We start from the raw sequence: 25075 nt of genomic DNA on the forward strand, positions 1-25075 counted from the left end.
AGTTTAATCATGATTTTAGTGGAAATTATTAATCTATACAAAAAAACAAACTGAACTTATAAATTTAAGTTCAGTTTGTCCACAGTCTGAGCTGAGACATTCGTTAAAAATGTCTCAGCTTCTTATTTTATTTAAATTTTTTAAAGATTAATACTGCGTTATGTCCACCAAATCCTAGGCTGTTACTCATTGCATATTCAATGTCTAAATTAGCCGCTTCATTAGGTGTAATATCTAAGTTAATTTCTGGGTCTGGTGAAGTTGCATTTATTGTTGGTGCAACGATACCATTTTGTATAGATAAGCCTGTTAAAATAGCTTCTACTGCTCCTGTTGCGCCTAATAAATGACCCATCATTGATTTTGTAGAACTTATTTTAAGGTTTTTAGCTGCTTCGCCAAACGTAGAGTTGATTGCTAATACCTCGTATAAGTCACCAATTGGTGTACTTGTACCATGAGCATTTAAATATTGAATGTCTGCGGCTTTAATACCTGCATCCTCAATAGCCGCTTGCATTGCTCTAGCACCGCCTTCACCATTTGGAGATGGTGCTGTAATATGGTATGCATCACCTGTTGAACCGTAGCCAACAACTTCAGCATAAATATGAGCCCCACGAGCTTTAGCTGATTCTAATGACTCTAATACAACAACTCCAGCGCCTTCTCCCATAATGAATCCATCTCTTCCTTCTTGGAATGGACGGCATGCTGAGTCTCTATCTGGATTAGTAGATAATGCTTTGTTAGCACTGAAACCAGCCATAGCCATTTCAGTAATTGGTGCCTCTGTTCCACCAGCTATCATAACATCAGCATCTCCACGTTGAATGATTTTGAAAGCATCACCAATTGAATTTGTACCTGTAGCACATGCTGTAACAGTACAACCATTTGGCCCTTTAGCTCCTAAATCAATAGAAACTTGTCCTGTAGCCATATCTGGAATCATCATAGGTACGAAAAATGGGCTTACACGTTTTGGTCCACGTTTTAACAACATATTATGAGAGTATTCGAAAGTTTCCATACCACCTATACCAGAACCAATCCATACTCCTACACGGTTGCTATTCTCATCAGTAATTTCATATTTAGAATCCTTTAAAGCTTCACGTGCAGCTACAATCGCATATTGAGTAAATCTATCCATCTTACGGTATTCTTTTTTAGGAATGTGATTTTCAATATCGAAGTCTTTTAATTCACCTGCTAATTTAGCTGGAAATTCAGATACATCAATTCTTGTGACTTTATCTATTCCGTTTTCGCCGTTGATTGCATTTTTCCATGTTGTAGGGACGTCATTACCCAAAGGATTTAACGTTCCTAAACCAGTCATTACAACACGTTTTTTTTCTGTCATTATTAAATTTCCTCCTATTTACCCCAGCGTAACGTTATGGCACCCCAAGTTAGGCCGCCACCAAATCCTACTAGGACTAAAGTATCATTATCTTTTATTTTACCTTGTTCTATTTCATATGCAATACTTAAGGGTATTGAAGCTGCTGAAGTATTGCCATATCTATCAACAGTTACACTCATTTTTTCTTTCTCAATACCTAATCGATCTCTTGCTGACTCCATAATTCTAATATTCGCTTGGTGAGGCACAAACATATCAACATCTTCTGGTTCAAGACCTGCTTTTTCTACAACTTTAGTAGATGCTTCCCCCATAATTCTCACTGCAAATTTAAATACTTCACGGCCGTTCATTTGTATCGTATTAGCGTCCATATCTTGGTATAAATATGGTCCTCCATTCCCATCAGAACCTAATTCAACACCGAGTATACCTCTTCCTTCAGACACTTCTCCAATGACAGCTGCTCCAGCTCCATCTCCAAAAAGAATCGCTGTGCTACGATCATTCATGTCTGTTATTTTTGTTAATTTATCAGCACCTACTACTAAGACATTTTTATAAAGTCCCGAACTAACAAATTGTTGAGCTGTAACAATTCCATAAATGAAGCCTGTACATGCTGCTAATTGATCCATTGAAGGGATTTTATTTAAACCTAATCTTTTTTGTAATGTTGTAGCTACAGTTGGAAATGGTTTATCTCCAGTAGAAGTAGCAACTATAATCATTTCAATTTCATCTTTATCAAGACCAGAATCTTCAATAGCTCTCACTGCAGCTTCATATGCTAAATCACTTGTATCTTCGTCCTCCGCAGCAAAACGTCTTTCTTTAATACCTGTCATTTTTCTAATCCACTCATCTGAAGTATCTAAATAACTTTCAAAATGTGCGTTTGTTACTACACGTTCTGGTGAATATGCACCAAAACCTTTTATACCAATATCCATTAGAGACACCTACTTATAATCTGTTATTATTATCAGGTACTAATTTATCATACTTTTACTATTACATACAAGTCAATTAACTTTACCCAAATATTTAAATCGTTTTCATGATTAAAGGTATACATTTTATAAAAAGTTAATTATAATGAAATGTATGATACTAAATGTAACGGAGGAAAAGATATGCATTATATTATGACGTTTATATGGGCATTCTTGTTATCACAAATGATTAACTTTGTATTACATAGTTTAGGCGGTTCTGAAGCATCTATTAACGTTCTTAACCCTACTATTTATGCTATCGTTTTTACAGTTGTAGTTATATTATTCAGCCTAACAATAGGCAAATCTGAACCTAAAGAACAGGTTGATCACCAATAATTTTACATCAAAAAATCCCACCAATGCAATTTATTGGTGGGACTTTTTATTAATTATTCATTTACTTCAAATTTTACTTCTTCATTTTCAAGATGCACGTTAACTTGAGTACCTTCTTTTAATTCTTTACCAATCATTAGTCGAGCTAAAGGTGTTTCAATTTGTCTTTGAACAAATCGTTTCAATGGTCTTGCACCAAATTGTGGTTCGTATGCTTCTTTTGCAATCCATTCTTTAACATCTTGATCTACATTTATCTTAATATGTTGATCTGTTAATCTAATATTTAAATTAGTGATAATGTGATCAACGATAAAGCTCATATCTTTAACAGACAATGGTTTGAATAATACAATGTCATCCATTCTATTTAGGATTTCCGGTTTGAAATGAGCATGTAAACTATCTGTTACTTGTTTTTTAGCTGATTCTTCAATTTCTCCAGATTCAGTTACGCCATCTAATAAGAATTGAGAACCAATATTACTTGTCATAATAATAATTGTGTTTTTAAAGTCAACACTTCTTCCTTTTGCGTCAGTTAATCTACCTTCATCTAATAATTGTAGTAACACGTTAAATACGTCATTATGCGCTTTTTCAATTTCGTCTAGTAGTATTACTGAATATGGCTGTCTTCTAACAGCTTCAGTTAATTGACCGCCTTCTTCATATCCTACATAACCTGGAGGCGCACCAATTAATCTAGCGACAGAATGTTTCTCCATGTACTCACTCATATCAATTCGAATCATATGTTTTTCAGAATCAAACAATGTTGCTGCTAATGTTTTAGCAAGTTCTGTCTTACCAACCCCTGTTGGTCCTAAGAATAAGAAACTACCGATAGGTCTGTTTGGATCTTTAATACCTGCTCTAGCTCTTACTACTGCATCCGCTACTAAATCAACTGCTTCATCTTGACCTACTACACGTTCATGTAGAATATCAGACAATTTTAGAAGTTTTTCTCTTTCAGTTTCTACTAATCTCGATACAGGTATACCTGTCCATTGGCTTACGATATAACCGATTTCTTCGTCAGTTACGATTTCTCTTATTAAACGATCATGGTCATCGCCATTTTCTTCAGCGAAACTATCTTCTAATTCTCTTAATTCCGCTTCAATTTGTGGTATTTTACCGTGTTTAAGTTCAGCAGCTTTACCTAAATCATATTGATTTTCTGCATTTTCTAATGCTTTTTTACTTTCATCTAATTCTGCTCTTTTATCTTGTAATGATTTAATTTGTTCTTTTTCTTCTTCAACTTTACTTTGTAATTGCTGTTGTTTTTCTTTTTCATCAGCAAGTTCTTTTTGAAGTTCTTCTAATCTTATTTGACTTGCTTGATCTGATTCAGATTTTAATGCATTTTCTTCAATTTCAAGTTGCATTACACGACGATTTACAGCATCTAATTCAGTTGGATTAGATCCCATTTCAGTTCTAATTGTTGCACATGCTTGGTCTACTAAATCAATCGCTTTGTCAGGTAAAAATCTGTCCGTAATATAACGATCAGATAATTCTGCTGCTGCCACTATTGCTCTATCTTGGATTCTAACACCATGGTGAACTTCATATCTTTCTTTTAAACCTCTTAAAATAGAAATTGTATCTTCTAAATCTGGTTCACTAACATTTACTTTTTGGAATCTACGTTCTAATGCAGAATCTTTTTCAATGTATTGACGATATTCGTTTAAAGTTGTTGCACCAATACAATGTAATTCACCTCTAGCAAGCATAGGTTTTAACATGTTACCTGCGTCCATAGCACCTTCTGTCTTACCAGCGCCGACTAACATGTGGATTTCGTCGATGAATAATAGAATCCGCCCTTCAGAATCTTTAACTTCTTTCAAGACAGCTTTCAATCTTTCTTCAAATTCACCTCTATATTTTGCACCAGCTACTAATGCTGATAAGTCCAATTCAAAAATTGTTTTATCTAAAAGTGATTCAGGAACGTCTCTTTTTACAATACGTTGAGCTAACCCTTCAACGATTGCTGTTTTACCTACACCTGGTTCACCGATTAATACTGGGTTGTTTTTAGTTTTACGGCTTAAAATTCGTATAGTATTTCTAATTTCTTCGTCTCTTCCGATAACTGGATCCATTTTGCCTTTTCTGACTTCTTCTACTAAATCTCTTCCATATTTTGATAATGCTTCATATTGTACTTCTGGATTTTGTGATGTCACTCGATTTCCTCCCCTGATTTTATTTATAATTTCGTTTACAACTTCCTTTTTGTTTCCGACAAATTCTTGAGTCGTTTGATCAACTTCAATTGCTGCTTTTAATAGATGTTCCATAGACATGAAATCATCTTGCATTTCTTCTTTAATTTTATCTGCTTTATTAAATAACTCATTTAGTTTAGGTGAAATATATTGTCCGTATTGAATATTGTCACCTTTCACTACAGAATATTGATTTAATTTCTTATTATATGCTTTTTCCAAATCTTCTGTATCAATATTTGCTCTATCTAAAGTTCTTTTAAAAATACTTTCGTCTTCATTTAATGCTGATAATAATACAGCTTCGATTTCAATATTTTGTAGTTGTTGAGATTGAGATAATTGTTGTGCTTTTTCAATAACACTTTGCACTGAATATGTCATTTGATTAATATCCAAATGTATCACCTCTTTAATTTTTAACGGTCAATATAGTTTGACTATCTTTGACCTATTTTTATTATATACTGTTTGACCTTCTTTGACAAATATAAAGCTTTTAAATTTTCCAACCTTTACAATTACATTATATGGTAAAATATAATTGAATAATACTTACGGGAAGTGATCATTTGCAAACGACATACACAGAAGCAACTTCAGTAATTGAGTATATTATATCTCATGGTCAGCGTATGCATTTTAATGCTCACAATTATATATACCATTCTGGAGACCTAAGTAATCACATTTATGTTGTAATTGAAGGAAAAGTTATTCTTCACCGTATTATGGAAGATGGAAAAGAGTTCAACACGAAATTAATTGGTCCGAGGAGCATATTCGGTTCTACTACACTATTTTGTGGCAGAAAGACTCACACTCTATCCGCAAAAACAAAAGAAAATGCAACCATTATTAAATTACCGAAAAAAGATTTTGAAGAAGCTATTTTAAATGACGAAGTGCTTAAATATGAATGGTTGCTATGGGTGCAAAACGAAAATGAAAAACATGAATATCAAATTAGAGATATTTATACACTTGGCAAAACAGGAGGATTCTATTCTGTTCTTATTAAACTAGCAAATACTTATGGTGTCGCAGATGAAGAAGGCATATTAATAAATGTCGAATTAACTAATCATGAATTAGCGAATTTTTGTAATGTCACAAGTGAAAGCGTTAATCGTATGTTAAGTCATTTAAAAAAAGAAAATATTGTATCTGTTAAACATAAAACGGTTATCATTAAAGATTTAAATTATTTAAAAAACGCTATTAACTGCGATAATTGTCCCCTATCTATTTGTAGAATAGAATAAAAAAACAGGTTGAGACATTTATATATCTCAGCCTGTTTTTCTTTTATAATATTAACTAACGCCCAGTGCTATTTTAGCATAGCGTGACATTTTGTCTTTATCCCAAGGTGGTGTCCAAACAATATTTACTTCAGTTTCTTTGATTTCAGGTAATTCAGCTAATGCTGTTTTAACCATATCAACGATTTGCGGCCCCATTGGACAACCCATTGAAGTTAATGTCATCTCTACTGTACATAATCCTTCGTCGTCTAAATCAATATTATAAACAAGACCTAAGTTAACGATATCAATTCCAAGCTCTGGGTCAATAACATTCTCCAATGCTCCTAAGATGCTTTCTTTCATTGCTTCTTCCATGTTTTTCACCTCATTCTAAAAGTTACTATATATAATATATCAAATTTAAAGCGTACGATAAAGAAAATGATATGATATTATAGTGTAAGAAGATAGAAAAAAAGATAGGAGTTATCGGTATGGACAAACATTTAATCTGCTTAGATTTAGACGGTACTTTATTAACAGATGAAAAGAAAATCCCAACTTATACCAAGAGGGTATTACAATATTTAAAGAAATCTGGTCATGAAATTATCATTTCCACTGGTCGACCATATCGAGCGAGTATAGATTATTATAATGCTATGCAGATGAATACACCTATCATCAATTTTAATGGCGCACTTATTCATCATCCTCATGACAATCGTTTCGAATCCGTACATGAACAATTAGACGCTCGAATTGCGACAAAAATTTTCAACGATGTGAGTAAATTAAATATAAAAAATATAATCGCTGAAGTGCGTGATCAAGTTTATATTAATAACTATGATCAAACTTTATTCGAAGGTTTTAGCATGGGCGACCCAGAAATCAAATATGGAGAACTAGATAAATTATTACCTGAATCTCCGACAAGTTTATTAATACAAGCGGAAGATGACGAGATTCCTCGAATTAAAAGACATTTAAGCAAATATTATGCTGAACATATAGAACATCGTCGTTGGGGTGCACCCTTCCCTGTAATTGAAATCGTTAAAAAAGGAATTAATAAAGGGAAAGCTGTAAAATATGTCGCTGAATATTTAGACATTGATTTTGATAATATTATCGCTTTTGGAGACGAAGATAATGATTATGAAATGATACAATTTGCTAACTATGGTGTGGCTATGGGAAATGCGATACCTGAATTAAAAGAAATAGCAAATGACGTTACAGACACGAATAATGCTGATGGTATTGGAAAATACTTAAATAATTATTTTGATTTAAATATGTAGGGGGTTATATAAATGAAAATGATAGTTGATAGTGGTTCTGATTTAACATTAGAACAAATTAAAGAGCATGATTTTTACTTTTTACCATACGGTATCGTGATTGATGATGAAAGTAAAGTCGATCAATATGAAATATCTAATGATGAAGTATTAGCAGCTATAAAAGAAAATAAACACCCTAAGACAAACCAAGCAACTATGGAACAGATGACTAAAGTTTTCACTGAAGTAGCAGAAAAGAAAGAAAAAGCTATTTACTTAGCATTCAGCAGTGCTTTAAGTGGTACATATCAAACAGCTTGTTTAGTCAAAGAACAAATCAAAGATGAATATCCTGATTTAGACCTTACAATTTATGATACATTAAGTGCTTCTATGGGTCTTGGTAAAATGATTTTAGATGTGCAAGATAAAATTAATCATGATTATTCATTTGAAGAAATTGATGAATATATTAAAAACAAACTAGAAAAGATTAGACATTTATTTACTGTTAAGGATTTAAAATATTTAGCAAGTGGTGGTAGATTATCTAAAGGACAAGCATTTTTAGGTACATTACTAAACATTAAACCATTACTCCATGTTGAAGAAGGTAAACTTGTACCAATTGAAAAGTATCGCGGTTCAAAAAAGTTATGGCATGCGATAATTGAAAAAATGAAAAACGAAAATAGCGATTATAGTGATCAAACTATTTATATAACACATTCTGATGATTTAGAAGAAGCGGAGAAAATCAAAGAATTAATGGTCGAATCATTAAAACCAAAAGATGTTAATATATCTGACATTGGTCCTGTTATTAGTTCACATACTGGAAGTGGTACTGTTGCCATTTTCTATTATAAGGAGTGACCGACATGAATAAAATTATAGTTATAGGTGCTGTTGCTGGTGGCGCAACTGTCGCATCACAAATTAGAAGACTTGATAATGAAAGTGAAATCGTCGTATACGAAAAAGATAGAGACATGAGCTTCGCTAATTGCGGATTACCTTATTATTTAGGTCAAGTCGTTGAAGATAGAGATTACATGTTATCTGCAACACCAGAACAATTCAAAGAAAAGAAAAATATAACCGTAAAAACTTTTCATGAAGCCATTGCTTTAAATGATAAAGAAAAAACAATTACGATTAAAAATCATGAAACAGGCGAAACATTCGAAGATAAATATGACCAGCTTATATTAAGTCCAGGATGTAGAGCTAATCAACTACCTGTTCAATCTGATAGATTATTTACGTTAAGAAATTTAGTAGACACTGATAAAATCGAACAATTTATAGAAGAAAAAAATGTTCAATCTGCTCTTATAATTGGTGCAGGTTATGTCAGTTTAGAAATATTAGAAAATCTTTATTACAGAGGTATTGATGTTACTTGGATTCACAGAAGCGATCATATTAATAAAAGTATGGATAAAGACTTGAACCAATCTATATTTGATGAAATTGAAGATCGCGCTATCAATTACCGTTTAAATGAAGAAGTAACAAATGTAGAAGATCGCACGGTATCATTTAAATCTGGAAAAGTAGAAGAATACGATTTAATCATTGCTGGAGTTGGTATTAAACCTAATAGCGACTGGTTACAGTCCTCCTCAGTTCAATTAAACGATAAAGGATATATTCCAGTAAATGAATTTTTCGAAACAAATGTTCAAGATGTATATGCGCTTGGTGATGTCATCGAAACATTTTATCGCCATACTAAAAAACGTACAAGTATCACACTAGCATGGGGTGCGCATAGAGCGGCAGGATTGATTGCTGAAAACTTACAAATTAATAAACAGAATGATAGAGCTTCATTTAAAGGCCTTTTAGGTACGAATATCGTTCGCTTCTTTAATTATGCGTTAGCAAGTGTCGGTGTTACTGAAGCGGAATTAAAACAATACGATTATTCAGTAGTAGAACAAACTCAAAAACAGCATGCAGGATATTACCCAAATGCTGAACCACTAACATTGCGCGTTTATTTCGATAAAGAAACTCGTAAAATATTAAGAGCTTGTGCGGTTGGTAAAGACGGAGCCGATAAACGAATCGATATTCTCTCAACAGCTATTATCGGTGGTTTAACAGTAGATGAATTAAAAGAAATTGAAATTGCATATGCCCCACCTTTCTCTAGTCCAAAAGATATCGTGAATATGATAGGATACAAAGCATAAAATAAATAAGTAACTAGAGTGAAATAATCGAGCGTATGATGATTAATAAAATTCAAATAAACACGTTATCCCCCACTAAAGTTAGTATAACTGCACTTTAGTGGGGGGGTTATATTATAGCGATGTGGTTATATATTTGAGTCGGGATATAAATCGCTTATAATATGGACGATATGTTGCACGTGGAGCGCATCTTGCAATATTCGGGGGTGCTATGTTGCACGTGGAGCGCGTCTTGCAATATTCGGAGGCGCTATGTTGCACGTGGGACTCGTCTTGCAACATTCGGGGGTGCTTTGTTGCACGTGGAGCGTGTCTTGCAATATTCGGGGGTGCTTTGTTGCACGTGGACATCGTCTTGCAACATTCGGCTACTCTTATTGTCACTTCTCACCAAACGTGTCAACAATAATATCACAACAACACCATAACTACGCCCTACCTTATACTTCGTTCACTACATCACCCGACTTTTTACCTCGTTATTCAATACTTATAAATATATACATTAAAAAGGACCTTTTCGTTTGGATTCGCAAACGAAAAGGTCCTTTTTCTTATTAAATTTATTTATTCATTTTTTGTTTTTTACTTTTTCGGGATACTAAATATATAAATAAACCAAATAATACGACAACCATTATTGCAGCTATGAAGTAAGTGTTATTTAAACCTCGCTCTTTTATTATCGCGTATAATTCTGTTTCTTCACGATCAGTTATCAAATTATATTCATTGTTTTTCTTCTTAATGTTATCTCCTACAATTAATCCAGAGAGCATTTTATTTTTTTCAATATCTTCCCCTGATATTGTTACTTTTTTAGATTTGCTTGAGTCATTAACATTAAAAATATAATCTATTGTATTTGTATCATAATAATACAACATCGTTCCTTTATCATGAGGTAATACTTTAACTGTTCCTTCAAATAATTCTTGATATTGTTTAAAAGTATTTGAAACCTTTTCTAAGTATTCTACTACTTCTTTATCCGTTCTAAAGTTCTGCAGTTGGTTGATTGTTTCTATTTTACTACCGTTTGCAGCTATTTCAGTCCCGTAATTCATCATAATTGGGCCTTTATATCCCCACATATAAGTCATTAATTGTTTTATACGTGTGCCAGGGAACATATTTTCATCAGCTGCATGTTTAGTAAATCGTTCTGTGAACCAAGTATCTGCCATTAGTACTTCATTACTTTTATTATATGTAGGTATATCAGTATTTACATTTTTAAAAGCGTCTTGCAAAGAGGTTCTCATGTTATTTGATGATAAATGTGTAAAGTTGTTAGCTTTTATACCGTCTTTATTGATAATACCGTAAGATTCAACACCTTCAGGTATAAACTCTACTGCATCTATACCATCTTGAACAATATTCATAGATACCCCATCAACTTGATATTCTTCAACAAACGATTCTACTTTTGCTTTATACAGTCCTTGGTTTTCAGGATCTTTTAAATCTATAAATTTATCATCTTTGAAATATGATTTTTGTATATTATTTAAATCGCCATCAATAGATTTATTGAATTCTGACGTATAAGTAACAGGCATATCTACTACAATTTCCATATCTTTTTGATGTATTTTATCGATTAGTGATTTAAAGGCTTTCTCCCCACCTAACACTTTATCAATACCATCATAGTTCTTTACTTTATAACCTAAAAAGTCATTTTTATCGTGTTCAAATACTGGCGATATATGTATCGTATTAAATCCCATATCATGTATATATTCTAGTTTAGACGATATTCCTTGAAAGTCTCCACCTAAAGGAAGATCGTTAGATTTATCATTATTTTTTATCATTTTATTATTCTCATTGTTGCCGTTCATAAATCTATCTACGACTAAACTATATATTCTAGGATATTTTACATCTTCATATTCTTCTTCTTCAGCAAAAACATATCCACTAAAAATTGGCGCCATTAACATGACACTTAAAACTAACTTTGTCCATTTTTTCATATACTCAACCCTCTTTATTACCCAATTATCTCTATTATACTAAAACGTTTACTTTACTGATAGCCCATCATGAAATTGTCATAAAAAAAGGGAGTAGGATAGAAATCTCATTTTAATAAATAGATTTCGTAGTCCCACCCCGGGAAGGATGACTAGGGTTGGAAAAAGCTTGATATAAGCGCATTTTCAATCCAGTCAGCTACTGCCATTATAATAAATGAGGCTGAGACATGTATTTATGTCCCAGCCTCTTTTAAATAAAATTATCCGAAATGTAATACGCCCATTGGTAAGTAACTACCAAGTAGAATTGTAAGTACCATAGCGATAATTGTGGCTATTAAGAAACCTTGACTGTTTTTGTTCTTTTTCTTTTTAGCAATAGTCATTTCGATTAAGCCAATTACGATAAGTCCTAATAATAATTTAATACCGTATAGCATGCCGTCGATACCCATAGCTTGAATAAATAATATAACACCAGAAACAAGTGTAAATACCATAAACAATCTTAAGACCATATGAACTGGTTTATTTGTAACTTTAACATAGACTACGAAGAATAAAATAATTGTTACTAACCAACTAAAAATATGGAAATGTGTCAATTTAAGTTCCCCCCTAAATATTAATATTTCTATTCCAATAAGCATTATAACATAGGAACTAAAAGAAACATCTAAAATTTAGCGTCCTTATTTAAATTTCACTTATAATTCACATTTTATACAAAATTAAATTTCATGAAATTCGAATTTAACAAAAATCTTTAAAATTTCGATTACCATTATAAATAATAAGAGCCTGAGACATTAATTATGTCCCAGACTCTATGCCAGTATTTATAAATTATTTTTCGCTTATAAATGTTGTTAAAGTACCGATACCATCAATCGTTACTTTTACTTCATCACCTGGTTGTAAGAATTGTGGCGGATTCATACCAGCTCCAACACCTGCTGGCGTTCCTGTAGCAATAATGTCTCCGGGATGTAACGCAACATATTTAGAAATTTCTGCGATTAATTCGTCAATTTTTAAAATCATTTCGTTTGTATTGCCATCTTGTCTAATTTCATTATTTACTTTCGTAACAATGTTTACGTCTTCTGGCATTGGTAACTCATCTTTAGTTACGATATATGGACCCATTGGGCAACCGCCTGTTAATGATTTAGATAAGAATGCTTGATCGTGTTCTTTTTGAGCTTTTCTATCAGTAATATCATTAATAATCGTATAACCATATACGTAGTCTAATGCTAAACCGCGTGGTATTTTTTCTCCTGATTTACCTATTACAACTCCTAGTTCACCTTCGTAATCTAATTTTTCTGTTACATCTTGGTGATTTGGAATTGTTGCATTATCACCAGTTAATGATGATGCTGCTTTAGTAAATACATATAATCTATTTACTTCATTATTTAATTCTTCAGCGTGTTTTTTGTAATTACGTCCGAAAGCAATCACATTATTTGTTGGCGTAACGGGTGGTAAAAACTCAATGTCTTCAAAGCTATATTTATAATCGGCTTTTTGAGCAGTTTCTTCTACATTAACTACAGCTTTTCTTACCGCTTCTTGAAAATCAACATTAACATTTTCTTGTAAGCCTTCTAATAATGTTTTTGGATTAAATTTTTCTTCTCCAAAGTCTTGGAACACCTTGCGTAAATCCCATACTGCATCTTCTCTTTTTACTTTAACACCATATGAAGTAATATCGTTATATTTAAAAGTTAAAAATTTCATCCACTCTGTCAGCTCCTTCTTGTTCTTGTGACCCATTATACCGAATTTTTTGATAAATCGCATTATTTTCAAACTATTATTTTAAATATGTTACTTTTCTCCATACTTTTTCAATTGGTCCTTGCTTGAATTTTTTTAAATAAAAATAACTTGCAACCAATTGTACAGTGAATATAGCTAGTGCAATCAGATAAATTGTAGATACTGATAATTTACCGTATAAACTAAAACCAATGCCATAAAATATAAACATACAAATAATACTTTGTGTAATATAAGTTGTTAAACTTAATTTACCTATATTTTGAAGTGGTGATAATATTTTTCGAACTGTTTTATCTTCACACAATAATACGAAGAAGATAATATAACTCAATGCTACAATCGGTCCACCTAACATTTGACTGATTAATTGTGAAATCGTTGAACCAGCAAGCATAATTTGAATCATTTTAACACATAGTCCTAAAATAAATACCACTATTCCTACGATAATATAGAGATTTTTATGTTGTGTAATTTTGTTAAACCAATTACTCTTATGTGCATAAATACCAAATAGCATTATAGGTAAAATACTAAAAGGTCCTACTAAAATAACATTTAAAATATTCATACCAAAATATTTTAAATTAAATCCCATAATTGATAAATAATCACTACTTATTAATATGTTATTTACACGTTCTAATTCTTGTAAACCAACAAAATTTTCTAGTTCTGTAACATCTTGCAATAACACCATAGGTAAGATATACAATAGCGCAAGTATACCGAAACCTATTGATAATCCTACTAATGAATAACTTGGTTTTAGTCTAACAAATATAATCGCTATAAAACCAAGTAAAGCATATGTTGCGAGTATGTCTCCATAGAATAGAAAAATACCATGAATAACACCTAGCAACAGTAAGAATAGTAATCTTCTTATAATCATTGGATAATAATCAATATTTCTTTTTATACTATTATCGTACATAATTGATAAACCATATCCAAATAAAAACGCAAATATTGGATAAAATGAAGCAATAATAAATAATGAACTTACTTTAAACAAAGCACCGTCTTGATGTTGGAAAAACTCAAATGGATTAATCACTTGATAAGGATATGCAAATGTTAAAATGTTCATTAATATAATCCCTAGTAAGCTAAAACCTCTCAACGCATCTATACTAAATATTCTTTCTTTCGCCATTAATTGCTCTCCTTGATGTGTTTCGTACCATATTGGAAGAAATATAAATATCCTTCAACAGGTTGTTGTAAAATTGTTTCTAATGTTTTTTTATAGTATTGCATTTGTACTTCATATTTCTTCATCATTGTTTCTGCTACTTCTTCTTTAGTTTTTCCTCGACGTACAATAAATGCATCTGTCTTATAGTCTATAAATGAAACTTTCCCATCTTTGATAAAAATACAGTCTATCATCCCTTGGATAATTGGTTTATTATCATCTTGTTTAATATTTAACTTAACATCTTGATCAATATCATTTTGGCCAACTACAAATGGTACTTCTCTTATAACTTTATCTGCATCTACTAAACATTCATATAAATTGGAATGTGTAAATGCATGAACAAGATCTAACCTTAAATCACCGATTGCATCTTCTGGTAGCACTCCTTGATCAATTAATGATTGTACAAATGGTTTTATTTCATCCTCTTTTAAACCACCTTTTTGAAGTGGAAGATGTTGCATTACTGCATGCATTAATGTACCAATTTCAGCACTATCCCGTTTTTCTTTTGATAAGAATTTAGGTCGATCATAAGACCTAACACCAACTTGATATTGTCTTACAATTTGATAGTCGGTCCCCGCTTCCTCTGTTTCTTTTTGACGCTTTATTTCAGAAACTGACTGTTTAGCGGCAATATTTAATAAATCTTTATTTGGATATTCATAACTAATTTGTTCTAATATTTGGTCCTTCTTATCTGAAGGTCTATAGTTTAATAAGTTTTCTAATGTTGGTTTATCTTCATCTGCAATATCTTCGTCTACATTTTCTTCTTCTTTAATGATGTTTATATTAAATTTTTCACTTTGATCAGTTGTAAATGGAATAGCATTAGATAGGCCTTTTTGTTTTGACTTTGCTAGTATTGTACCAATTAGATCAAATGGAGATTTAGCGCTCATTCTGAAGCCAGGGTCCAACATACCATGTTGGTTCGCTTGAATAAGACCTAACTTATCTATTGCTTCTTCATTTTTAACGCGACCAATTAAATATAGACCTTCTTTCGCTCTAGTTAATGCAACATAAATTAATCTCATTTCTTCTGAAATCATTTCAGTTTCATTAATGTTTTTGAAAATAATCGAAGCAAGTGATGGATAGATTATTTCGTTCTCAACATCATAGTAATTTAACGCCATACCATATCGATTGTTTAATATAACGGGCTTACTTAAGTCTTTACGATTAAACTCTCTTTTCGTACCTGAATAAATAACAAATGGAAATTCTAACCCTTTACTACTATGAATTGTCATCATCCTCACAACATCATCGTTAGGACCGATAACACTCTCTTGGCCAAAATCTTGTCCACGTTCAATTAGTTCATCAATAAAACGAATAAATTGGAATATCCCTCTAAGACTTGAAGCTTCAAATTGTACCGCTTTATTTAGTAAACCGTATAAGTTCTGTCTACGCTGAACTCCACCTGTTAGACCACTATAATATGCTATCAAATAATAATCGTTATATAACTGATCTAATAATTGCCACACAGGTATAGACTTACTTAACGTTTGGTAACCTTTAAGCTGAGATAAAAATTGATTGAGTTTTTCTACAAGTTGCTCGTCTGCTTCTGGGTGCTTAACATACTGATGTATAGAATCTAGATAATAGACTTCTTGTGGTGCTTTATTTCTTATTTCTGCTAATTCATCTTCTTTAAATTGAAAAGCAACAGAACGCATAAGTCCGACTAAATATTTATCTTGTAACGGGTTATCGATAACTCTTAAGAACGAAAGCATTAATCTAACTTCATTTTGTTCAAAATAACCTTCTTTAGTTTGAACATAAAATGGAACATTAGCGTCTTTAAACACTTGTTGTAAATGCATAGCATTTCCGTAACCACGTTCTAAAATGACGATGTCTTTATAAGTTGCAGGTCTATATTCTTTCGTTTTCCTATCATATACGCTTTTATTTTCCAGTATATATTGGACTTTTTCTACTACATGTTTAGCTTCAATTAAATTATTATCTGTTTCTTCAAAGGATTCTTCAACTAAAATATCCATTTCTAATGGTGTTTCTTGCTCGTCATAATCTGCACCATAATAAAGTTTAGCTTCATCGTTATATTCTATTTCCCCAACTTCTTCGTCCATCATATGAGAGAAGATAAAATTGGTATTATCTAACACTTCTCTTCTAGACCTAAAGTTTTTAGATAAATCTATAACTTTTCCAGTTTCATTTCCATCAGAATTGAAGCGTTTATATTTTTCTATAAACAACTCAGGTTCTGCTTGTCTGAATTTATAAATTGATTGTTTAACGTCACCAACCATAAATAAATTACCATTGGATTCGTCACCTGTTTTTATACAATTAATGATAGCTTCTTGTACTCTATTCGTGTCTTGATATTCATCGACAAGTATTTCCTCGAAATGTTCTCTGTATTGTAGAGCTATTTCAGAAGGTTCTCCATCTTCATTTGTTAAAATATCTAACGCTAAATGTTCATAATCTGAAAAATCTATAATACGTTTATTTTGTTTCAGTTTTCTAAAGTATCGAATAATATCTTTAGTCACTTCAGCAAGTATTTCAACACGAGGTGCGATACTTTGCATATCTTGGATTAAATAATCTCTTTCTCGACTTAAATAGTTATTGTTCAAGTCGTTTAACTCATTAATATATTTTTTATGATAATCTTTCCCTAATTCAAGTAGTTGTTCGTCGCCTTCATTTTCCTTTTTAACTTTGCTAGAGTTCATAGGTATTTTTTTCTTTTTCAAATCGTTGCTAATACTCTCTAATGATTTCGTACCTTCGATTACTTCATCAATCCACACACGCTCTCCTTCAAGATATGTCATGTGCGCATCAACAGCATTTAAATTTTGATAACAATCTATAGATTGATATAGAACATTTTTAGCACTGTTTAATTTCCTTTTTATCATTTCATCCATCATTTGAAAGTATAAATGATCTTTATTTAAGTTGTAATATGGTTCATCTAATGAATCTAACCATTCAAAAGGTTTAGCATGCGCAATGCTAAATCGATATAAACTTTTCACAATTGTTCGCAGTTGGTCGTCTGAACGGTCATTCGATAGATGTTCAACTAAATCTATAAATGATTGTTCATTTTTTTCATAATAACTTTCTAATACATCATCAATCGCTTGTTCTAAAAGCACTATTCCTTCAACTTCGTTAGCTGTTCTAAAGTTTGGATCAATATCAATCTCATCATAATGAGCTTTAATAAGAGATAAACAAAAGCTGTGAAGTGTCGATATTTGTGCTTGGTGAATTTTAATTCTTTGTGATTTTAAATGCTCATCTTCTGGATGTTTAGTACTTTCTTTTTGAATAGCGGCATTTACTCTCGCTTTCATTTCTCTAGCACTTGCGTTTGTAAAAGTAACGACTAACAACCTATTAACATCTTGTTTATTACGCATGATTTTTTGAATGATGCGTTCCACAAGTACAGCTGTCTTACCGCTTCCGGCTGCAGCGGCTACAAGTATATCTTGACCTTCAGAGTATATTGCATTCCATTGATCATCAGTCCATTGTGCATCATGTGGCTTTTTTGGAATAGATATCATTCGTCTTCTTCCTCCTCTCTTAACATATTTATAAGTTCATCTTTACTTAAAGTATGATCAATTCTTCTATATTGATGTGCGTCCGTAATAGGATCGATATGACAAACTGACTTAAATTCACAGAATCTACAAGGTAGTTCTCCTCTATATTCAATCGGAGCTACTTCTGTGTGCCCATCCATAATCTGTGAGGCAGTTTCTACGAAGTTAGATCTATTTTTATTAATTAATTTATAGAACAGTTCTTCGTCTAGCGCTTTACTATTTTTATTTAAGTCACCATCTTTTTTCTTTGTAACTGGTATCATATCTGATTTAAGTTCTTCTAATAGCTTACTGTCTAATGCATCTACAACTTCTGGATTTCTGTTAACATAGCCATCCATTTTGAATTTCTCTAATGTTTGTTTATTAACATCTGTTAATTCAGGTATTTCACCCCAGTTTGTAGCTTTAAGTCTAGGCTCATGTACATGGAAATAAAGCAACGCTCCAGGTGAAACATTTTCGCTTAAGTTTAGAAGTTCTTTATTTTGTAATACTACGTCCAAATAAGTAAACATTTGCATTTGTTTACCATACAATACTTTAGTTAAATCAAGGCTCGTTTCAGAGGATTTGTAATCAATAATTGAAACATAATCACGTTCTCTACTCTTGAATACATCTAGTCTGTCGATTTGACCTCTTATTTGAATTGGAATATTTCTATTAGTTTTTAAAGGCGTAGTCTTCAGTTCATGTTTAGAAGTCGCACCAAAATTAAGTTCAAACTGATATGCTCTAAATTTAGAGTTACTTGTTTGATACTTCATCGCCTCAAGTGTTGATTTAAGGATATTTTGAATTCTCAATTTCAAATAACGATAGTGAGCTGTTCGATGTAAAACATCAAACTGAATTTTTGGTAAACTCTCATCAATTGCTTCATTGATTAATTTCGTCATCGCTTGTGCAGATAATTTACTAAAATCGCCATTAACTTCGTCAGAAATGTATTTCAATGTTTGGTGGAAAATATTCCCGATATCTACACTTTGTATTTGATATTTAGATCGCTCGTTCAATCTTAAACCATGCAGAACAAAATGCTGGAATGGACAATTATTGTAAGATTCGAACCTAGAAACACTTGCGTTAATTTTTTCGCCATATAATGACTCTGAAACTTCAGTATTGAGCTGAACAGAATCGTTCTTATAAGTTAATGCTGAAGTTAGATATTCTATCGTTGAATCTAGATGATGCATTTCTTGTACAGCTTTAAAAGCATCTAGCCAAATATCGTTTACTATTTCATCATTCAAATAATCGTTTAAGTGTTGGAATATATGAATTTGACTTTGGTGTTCATGTTCCATTAACTGTATAGGTTCTATCTCGACACTCGCTTTAAGTGATTCTACTTCTAAGTCTGTAAACAGTGATTGAATCGTATTAAGAAACGGACTCTTGTCTCTTACTTCGCCACCATCTGACATTAAACTATATGTAAAGACGACATTACGCTTTGCTCTCGTCATTGCAATATAACAAACAAATGCTTCATCCATTTGTAAAATGTCACTTGTTGGGCTTAATTCTAATCCACTTGTTTCTGCTAAAGCTTTCTTCTCATCGTCAGTCAACAACATAACTTGATTTGAAACTGCTGGTAATACACCATCATTCATGCCTAGTAAAAACACAGTATCGCTATTATCTACTTTGGCTAAGTCCATATTACCTACTGTCACTTCATCTAGTGTTTGAGGAACCATTGAGAAGTTTAATTCATCTAGACCTCTATCTAATATTTCAATGAATTCATTTAGAGATAATGACACATCGCCTAACACTTCTACAATATCATCAAATATTCTTATAGTACCTTGCCAAACTTGGTCTATTTGTTCAGCTTCTTCAAAATGCTGTTTAAGTTCTAATTCATCTCTCATTGTCATAAGATGTGTTGGTAACTCAAATTGTTCAAGCACTTCATACAATCTCATTGTAAAAGCTTCTACCGTTTCACTTTCTTTAAGCGTTTGATTTAATGTTTCAATTTGTTTTACAACATATTCTTTTAAATGAATAACACGTTTAATCGTTTCTTTATCTTCTTCTGAATATGTCGCGCCATCTTTTTTTAAAGTTTTTTTACCTAATTTTTCAAAAGATTCAACTGTGAAAAATTCAGGACTAGTCCATCTTTTTCCTGAAATTCCTCGTTCAAAAGCATAGTTTTCCAGTATATCAATTAAATATGAGTCGTCAGATATATGACTTGTTAAAATGCCAGTCTTCAACATTCTCATCACAGGTTCAAATTGCCAACCACTTTGAATCACTTCTAACATTGATCTTAAACATTCTATAAATGGGTGATAAGCCATTTTCTTTTTAGCATCATGATTATATGCGATATCAAAATGAGGCATTACTGTTTCAATGAGTTGTTCATAACTAGGATCACGATAAAGGATAGCTATATCTTTAAAAGACACATCTTCTTCTCTCGTCTTTCTCAAAATTTCTCTTGCTACATATTGTACTTCATCACGCATATTTGAAGCTTCAATAATTTTTAAATTACCGTTATCAATTTGATTTGGTAATGTTGCATCAAATTGGTTTTCTAAATGTCTTAAATCTCTTTCTTCACTAAAACGTTCTTGTGTTGTGAAATGTTTGTTCTGAATCTTTATATTTAAATCTTTAGCGATGTCTTCAATATGACTAAGTGTTTCTGATGTCTTTCTGAATAAGCTAAATGGATCTTTATCCCCATCTGTTGTGAGGCCAATTGTTACTGAACGACTATGTTTCACAAGTGCTTCAATAACTCTATATTCTAATGTTGAAAAGTTATGAAATCCATCTATATAAATATCAGCATGCTTAATATAATTTGAATCTGGGATTTTATTTATAAGTTTGTATAATACATCTTCAGCTTGAACGTAACGACCATCTAATTGTTCTTCTAATGCTTTATATATTGTTTTAATATCGCTTAATTTATCTTGCATTCTCTTAGGAATACTTTTTTCATTTTCAATATAAGATTCTATATCTTCTGGCTGAACATTATATTTTTTAAAGTCTTTAATTTCATTCATCATTTTATGACTAAAGCCATAATGTTGAATAGTTGATTGATATAAGTTCAGTTGCTTTTTATTCTTATGTAATAAGTGATAAGTCAGCATTGCTAACGCTTCGTCGGAAATTTGCTGTTCAATTAACCCGCCTTCTTCACTTAATACTCTCCAACTTAATCTTTCAAAACCAAATACAGAAGTTCGTATACTCCCTTTTAATTGCGGATTTCGAACGAATGCTTGTTCATACTGAAAAGTGTTTTGCGTAGGTGTTAAAAAGATAATGTCATCGCCTAATGGATCTTGTATCATTGCATCAGTCATCTGTTTTATCATCTGATGTGTTTTCCCGGTACCACTTCGGCCAGTCCATACATTAAGTTGCATTTATTCGACCTCCCTCGTTTAATCTAATAGTTATATTTTAACATAAAAATAACACCTTACTTAGTTTGAGATATACTTCAAAAGTTAAAATCTAATTCTAACTTTTGTATCGTATTTTCTAAGTAAGGTGTGTATATTAAAATTTAGTCTGTTGCAGGATCAAAATTGTAATGGAATTGATTTAGTGGCCAGAATCTCAATGATACTTCACCAATAATTACGTCATCATCAATAAGTCCAAATGAACGACCATCTTTACTTACTTCACGGTTATCCCCTAAAACGAGATATTTGCCCTTAGGTATTTCTTTAGCACCGTTAGAATTAACAAGGTCTTTTACTTCAAAGTTTTCAGTTAATAAATCTCGTGATTTATTTTCTTTGTTTTCTTTTAAGTATTCTTCTGGAACTTTCTTGTCATTTACATATAATTGATCATTATTGTATTTTACAGTATCGCCTGGTTTACCGATAACTCTTTTAACGTAATCATCGTTCGCATTCGCATGGAATACTATCACGTCACCGTTATCAATATCGCTTACTTTATACCCTATTCTATTAACAATTACTTTTTCACCGTTCTTTAATGTTGGATACATCGAGTCACCAGAAACTGTGTATGTTGTGAATAAAAACTTTTGTATAAGTAATACTACTACAACAGCGACGACTATCGCCACAGCCCACTCAAATAATTCTTTTTTCAAAAATGCCACCTCATTATCGTTATTTATCGAAATTTGTATCTATACGGTCAAATGGATAATATCTTAAATTGACCTTTCCAACAATATCTTTCTCATATACAAAGCCTATTTCTCTTGAATCTCTACTATTATTACGATTATCTCCTAAGACTAAATATTCATCATTAGGAATAACATCACTCTTAGAACCTTGTATTGTTCTAGTATTGAAATTTGGTGTCTTTTCACCATCTTTTAGGTAACTTTCATTTACTTGAGTACCATTAATATACAGTTTATTATTTTTCATTTCAACAGTATCACCTGGTAAACCAATAACTCGTTTTATGTAATCTTCATTTTTATTAGCATGAAAAACAATCACATCACCGTTATCAATTTGTCCAATGTTCTTAACAAGCTTATTTACGATAACACGTTCTTTATCGTAAAATGTTGGTTCCATCGATTCACCGTTCACGACATAACCAACAAATAAAAACGCTCTAACTAAAAATAATAGTGCAAACGCAATTATAATCGCAATCAACCATTCATATATCTTTCTCATAATTAACTCCTATTGTCTAGACGACTATCAAAGTATTTTTCGAGCCATTTTCCTACTAACCATAGCACAAAGATAATCACGAATACTATTATACTCTTTTTAGGACTTGCAAAAAAGGAATTTATATCTGCACCGATAAAACTTAACGTAAAAATCATAATTGCTTTCGACAAAATAAGCGCTAATAAATATACTTGTTTACTAATATTAGAAAAGGCACTAACCATGTTTACTAATGCACCTGGTGTAAACGGAAAGCATAGTAATATAAACAAAGGACCAAACCCGTGATTATCGATCCATTTTATAAATTTTACGACTTTTTTATGCTCGATTACCTTTTTCATAAATTTCTTTTTAGAAATTAACCTTAATATTAAGAATACAAAATAACTACCAGCAACAGTGCCCGCCCATGAAATGAGAAACCCGACTAACAACCCATATGCATTAACATTTGCAATAACAAATAAAATAATAGGTAAAAATGGGATAAACGCCTCTATAAAAGGTAGTAAAAAAGCTATAAATATACCGAATGACTTAAATGTTTCAATTAATCCCGTAATATTTTCCTCATTAAACCAATTTATAATATCTTGAAATATCATTTAACGCAACTTCTTTCTGAAAATTTATATTAATTATACTCATAATTTCGTATTTATTAAAGTAAATTGGCATCATACAAAAGTCGTAGGTATGCGATTCAGTGGAAATGATACTTTGTTTATGACTTGGAGAGGTTTTGCGTTTGCAGTTCTATAATTTATTTTATCGACCTGTATTTTGTATTTGCGGTTCGATAATTTATTTTATCGACCTGTATTTTGTATTTGCGGTTCGATAATTTTATTTTATCGACCTGTATTTTGTATTTGCGGTTCGATAATTTTATTTTATCGACCTGTATTTTGTGTTTGCAGTTCGATAATTTTTATTTATCGACCTGTATTTTGTATTTGCGGTTCGTTAATTTTATTTTATCAGACCGCATCTTCATCAACGTATTTACTATTCTTATAGTTACCAATTCTTTTAAACTTTTTATATAATATGCGTTTGATTGCGCTATTTGATACACCAGTCCATTTCTCTGCTTCGTTTATTGAAAATGGTTCTCCTTTTAATAAATATAATTCTTTTAAAGATTGAAGAACACTTGAATATCTTGAAGAGATAGTTCCGCATTTTTTACATTTTACATACTTTCGAACGTTAAAAATTTCTGATGGTTCTATTATCTTATTACAGCTAATACATTTGAGCCCACCAATAACTTTCGAGAATTCAACCTTTTCAAAATATAAATAACTTGTAATGAACGGTTGATGTAATGATTTTAACTTTTTGCATATCCATACATTTTCATCATATTTAAAGTTTGCGCCAAACATATCCTTCAGTTTATGTAATTCACTATAAAGCAATATATTTATTCGTGATCTTAAGTCTCCATATAAAGTGAATGTTGGATTAATAAAGACAATATAACTTATAACTTTTCTGTCGATTTTATATTTCTTTACTATTCTTTTTAATGTTTCATCAGATACTTCAAATTGATGAATTAAATCTTTTGCTACGTAACCAGTGCTTCTGAATAATTTACCATTTTCATAATAGTAATCCCCAGTATAATTTTTAATTTCAAATTGAATAATTGCTTCATCTGTAACCACTATAAAATCTAGCTGAACTTGATTATAATTTTTAAATTGTAAATCATGCAACCATGTCTCAGATTTTTGCTCATTTAATATCTCGCTAAATTCCTTTTCTCCTATATAAACTTGTTTCCAAATTGCATATAAATCTTCTAGTTGATCAGGTATTTTATCTATTCTTCCTCTCAAAGCATCTATATAATTAATAATTAAGGGCTTTTACAAATTCATAAAAAATACACCTCATTTTTTCAATTTTTGCATTAAGAAAATAAAAAAAGCCCTCCGAATAAAATGATATGCTCCCTGTTAAGTAAACACTTAAATAGTGAAAATTTAGCAGGGAGTTTTATTATGACTAGAAATATTAAAATAGATATCAATAC

At 31.5% G+C, this 25075-nt stretch carries 19 protein-coding genes; 5 read left to right on the forward strand and 14 right to left on the reverse strand.

The window, feature by feature from the left end; translation table 11 throughout:
* Positions 1 to 127: 127 nt before the first annotated feature.
* On the reverse strand, positions 128 to 1369 hold the full coding sequence (gene fabF / locus LQ615_RS12775) for a beta-ketoacyl-ACP synthase II (protein ID WP_070045157.1): 1242 nt from the start codon (positions 1367 to 1369) through the stop codon (positions 128 to 130).
* Positions 1370 to 1383: 14 nt separating this feature from the next.
* Positions 1384 to 2325, reverse strand: a complete 942-nt coding sequence (locus tag LQ615_RS12780) for a beta-ketoacyl-ACP synthase III (RefSeq protein ID WP_064205090.1) — start codon at positions 2323 to 2325, stop codon at positions 1384 to 1386.
* A gap of 183 nt (positions 2326 to 2508) precedes the next feature.
* On the opposite strand from LQ615_RS12780, the gene LQ615_RS12785 reads away from it, so the two are divergent.
* The gene (locus LQ615_RS12785; protein WP_016999321.1) at positions 2509 to 2709 is read left to right on the forward strand and encodes a YjzD family protein; all 201 of its coding nucleotides are present in this window, start codon (positions 2509 to 2511) and stop codon (positions 2707 to 2709) included.
* A gap of 53 nt (positions 2710 to 2762) precedes the next feature.
* Here LQ615_RS12785 and clpB read toward each other — a convergent pair whose 3' ends face one another.
* Complete coding sequence (gene clpB, locus LQ615_RS12790) at positions 2763 to 5360, reverse strand: ATP-dependent chaperone ClpB (protein ID WP_103269025.1); 2598 nt, start codon at positions 5358 to 5360, stop codon at positions 2763 to 2765.
* A 173-nt stretch (positions 5361 to 5533) separates the two neighbouring features.
* Between clpB and LQ615_RS12795 the strand changes: the two genes are divergently transcribed.
* Positions 5534 to 6226 carry a Crp/Fnr family transcriptional regulator gene (locus tag LQ615_RS12795; protein WP_239704162.1) on the forward strand — a complete coding sequence of 231 codons (693 nt, stop codon included), beginning with the start codon at positions 5534 to 5536 and terminating at the stop codon, positions 6224 to 6226.
* Between the two features lie 51 nt (positions 6227 to 6277).
* On the opposite strand, the gene LQ615_RS12800 is transcribed toward LQ615_RS12795, so the two are convergent.
* A complete protein-coding gene (locus tag LQ615_RS12800; RefSeq protein ID WP_016999318.1) occupies positions 6278 to 6586 on the reverse strand; it encodes a metal-sulfur cluster assembly factor in 309 nt (102 codons plus the stop codon).
* A gap of 119 nt (positions 6587 to 6705) precedes the next feature.
* On the opposite strand from LQ615_RS12800, the gene LQ615_RS12805 reads away from it, so the two are divergent.
* From LQ615_RS12805 to LQ615_RS12815, 3 genes are read left to right on the forward strand one after another with little or no spacing between them, the layout of a single operon-like run.
* Positions 6706 to 7518 carry a Cof-type HAD-IIB family hydrolase gene (locus tag LQ615_RS12805; RefSeq protein ID WP_064205093.1) on the forward strand — a complete coding sequence of 271 codons (813 nt, stop codon included), beginning with the start codon at positions 6706 to 6708 and terminating at the stop codon, positions 7516 to 7518.
* Between the two features lie 12 nt (positions 7519 to 7530).
* Positions 7531 to 8376: a DegV family protein gene (locus LQ615_RS12810; RefSeq protein ID WP_016999316.1), complete on the forward strand. Its 846-nt coding sequence runs from the start codon at positions 7531 to 7533 to the stop codon at positions 8374 to 8376.
* Between the two features lie 5 nt (positions 8377 to 8381).
* On the forward strand, positions 8382 to 9704 hold the full coding sequence (locus LQ615_RS12815) for a CoA-disulfide reductase (RefSeq protein ID WP_239704161.1): 1323 nt from the start codon (positions 8382 to 8384) through the stop codon (positions 9702 to 9704).
* A 566-nt stretch (positions 9705 to 10270) separates the two neighbouring features.
* Here LQ615_RS12815 and LQ615_RS12820 read toward each other — a convergent pair.
* From LQ615_RS12820 to LQ615_RS12865, 10 genes are all read right to left on the reverse strand, one after another.
* The gene (locus tag LQ615_RS12820) at positions 10271 to 11692 is read right to left on the reverse strand and encodes an alpha-amylase family protein (RefSeq protein ID WP_239704160.1); all 1422 of its coding nucleotides are present in this window, start codon (positions 11690 to 11692) and stop codon (positions 10271 to 10273) included.
* A 263-nt stretch (positions 11693 to 11955) separates the two neighbouring features.
* A complete protein-coding gene (locus LQ615_RS12825) occupies positions 11956 to 12300 on the reverse strand; it encodes a YisL family protein (RefSeq protein WP_239704159.1) in 345 nt (114 codons plus the stop codon).
* A gap of 241 nt (positions 12301 to 12541) precedes the next feature.
* Positions 12542 to 13447, reverse strand: coding sequence for a fumarylacetoacetate hydrolase family protein (locus tag LQ615_RS12830; RefSeq protein ID WP_016999938.1), 906 nt, complete (start codon positions 13445 to 13447; stop codon positions 12542 to 12544).
* Between the two features lie 76 nt (positions 13448 to 13523).
* Positions 13524 to 14651 carry a DUF418 domain-containing protein gene (locus LQ615_RS12835; protein WP_239704158.1) on the reverse strand — a complete coding sequence of 376 codons (1128 nt, stop codon included), beginning with the start codon at positions 14649 to 14651 and terminating at the stop codon, positions 13524 to 13526.
* A complete protein-coding gene (gene addA / locus LQ615_RS12840; protein WP_239704163.1) occupies positions 14651 to 18289 on the reverse strand; it encodes a helicase-exonuclease AddAB subunit AddA in 3639 nt (1212 codons plus the stop codon). The genes LQ615_RS12835 and addA overlap by 1 nt, the downstream gene beginning before the upstream one ends.
* Positions 18289 to 21762, reverse strand: a complete 3474-nt coding sequence (gene addB, locus LQ615_RS12845) for a helicase-exonuclease AddAB subunit AddB (protein WP_239704157.1) — start codon at positions 21760 to 21762, stop codon at positions 18289 to 18291. The genes addA and addB overlap by 1 nt, the downstream gene beginning before the upstream one ends.
* A 143-nt stretch (positions 21763 to 21905) precedes the next feature.
* Positions 21906 to 22472 carry a signal peptidase I gene (gene lepB / locus LQ615_RS12850; RefSeq protein ID WP_016999934.1) on the reverse strand — a complete coding sequence of 189 codons (567 nt, stop codon included), beginning with the start codon at positions 22470 to 22472 and terminating at the stop codon, positions 21906 to 21908.
* Positions 22473 to 22491: 19 nt separating this feature from the next.
* Entirely contained in the window at positions 22492 to 23022 is a 531-nt protein-coding gene (gene lepB, locus LQ615_RS12855; RefSeq protein ID WP_082892517.1) for a signal peptidase I, read from the reverse strand.
* 2 nt (positions 23023 to 23024) lie between these two features.
* On the reverse strand, positions 23025 to 23633 hold the full coding sequence (locus LQ615_RS12860) for a TVP38/TMEM64 family protein (protein ID WP_070045163.1): 609 nt from the start codon (positions 23631 to 23633) through the stop codon (positions 23025 to 23027).
* Positions 23634 to 24008: 375 nt separating this feature from the next.
* Positions 24009 to 24878, reverse strand: a complete 870-nt coding sequence (locus LQ615_RS12865; RefSeq protein ID WP_239704156.1) for a nuclease-related domain-containing protein — start codon at positions 24876 to 24878, stop codon at positions 24009 to 24011.
* Positions 24879 to 25075 lie beyond the last annotated feature (197 nt).

It is taken from the genome of Mammaliicoccus sp. C-M13, assembly GCF_022386845.1.
Lineage (GTDB): Bacteria > Bacillota > Bacilli > Staphylococcales > Staphylococcaceae > Mammaliicoccus > Mammaliicoccus lentus.

Coding starts and splice junctions, on each gene's coding strand:
- fabF (WP_070045157.1), bottom strand. CDS start 1,369: ATGACAGAAAAAAAACGTGTTGTAATGACTGGTTTAGGAACGTTAAAT.
- LQ615_RS12780 (WP_064205090.1), bottom strand. CDS start 2,325: ATGGATATTGGTATAAAAGGTTTTGGTGCATATTCACCAGAACGTGTA.
- LQ615_RS12785 (WP_016999321.1), top strand. CDS start 2,509: ATGCATTATATTATGACGTTTATATGGGCATTCTTGTTATCACAAATG.
- LQ615_RS12800 (WP_016999318.1), bottom strand. CDS start 6,586: ATGGAAGAAGCAATGAAAGAAAGCATCTTAGGAGCATTGGAGAATGTT.
- LQ615_RS12805 (WP_064205093.1), top strand. CDS start 6,706: ATGGACAAACATTTAATCTGCTTAGATTTAGACGGTACTTTATTAACA.
- LQ615_RS12810 (WP_016999316.1), top strand. CDS start 7,531: ATGAAAATGATAGTTGATAGTGGTTCTGATTTAACATTAGAACAAATT.
- LQ615_RS12815 (WP_239704161.1), top strand. CDS start 8,382: ATGAATAAAATTATAGTTATAGGTGCTGTTGCTGGTGGCGCAACTGTC.
- LQ615_RS12820 (WP_239704160.1), bottom strand. CDS start 11,692: ATGAAAAAATGGACAAAGTTAGTTTTAAGTGTCATGTTAATGGCGCCA.
- LQ615_RS12830 (WP_016999938.1), bottom strand. CDS start 13,447: ATGAAATTTTTAACTTTTAAATATAACGATATTACTTCATATGGTGTT.
- LQ615_RS12835 (WP_239704158.1), bottom strand. CDS start 14,651: ATGGCGAAAGAAAGAATATTTAGTATAGATGCGTTGAGAGGTTTTAGC.
- addB (WP_239704157.1), bottom strand. CDS start 21,762: ATGCAACTTAATGTATGGACTGGCCGAAGTGGTACCGGGAAAACACAT.
- lepB (WP_082892517.1), bottom strand. CDS start 23,022: ATGAGAAAGATATATGAATGGTTGATTGCGATTATAATTGCGTTTGCA.
- LQ615_RS12860 (WP_070045163.1), bottom strand. CDS start 23,633: ATGATATTTCAAGATATTATAAATTGGTTTAATGAGGAAAATATTACG.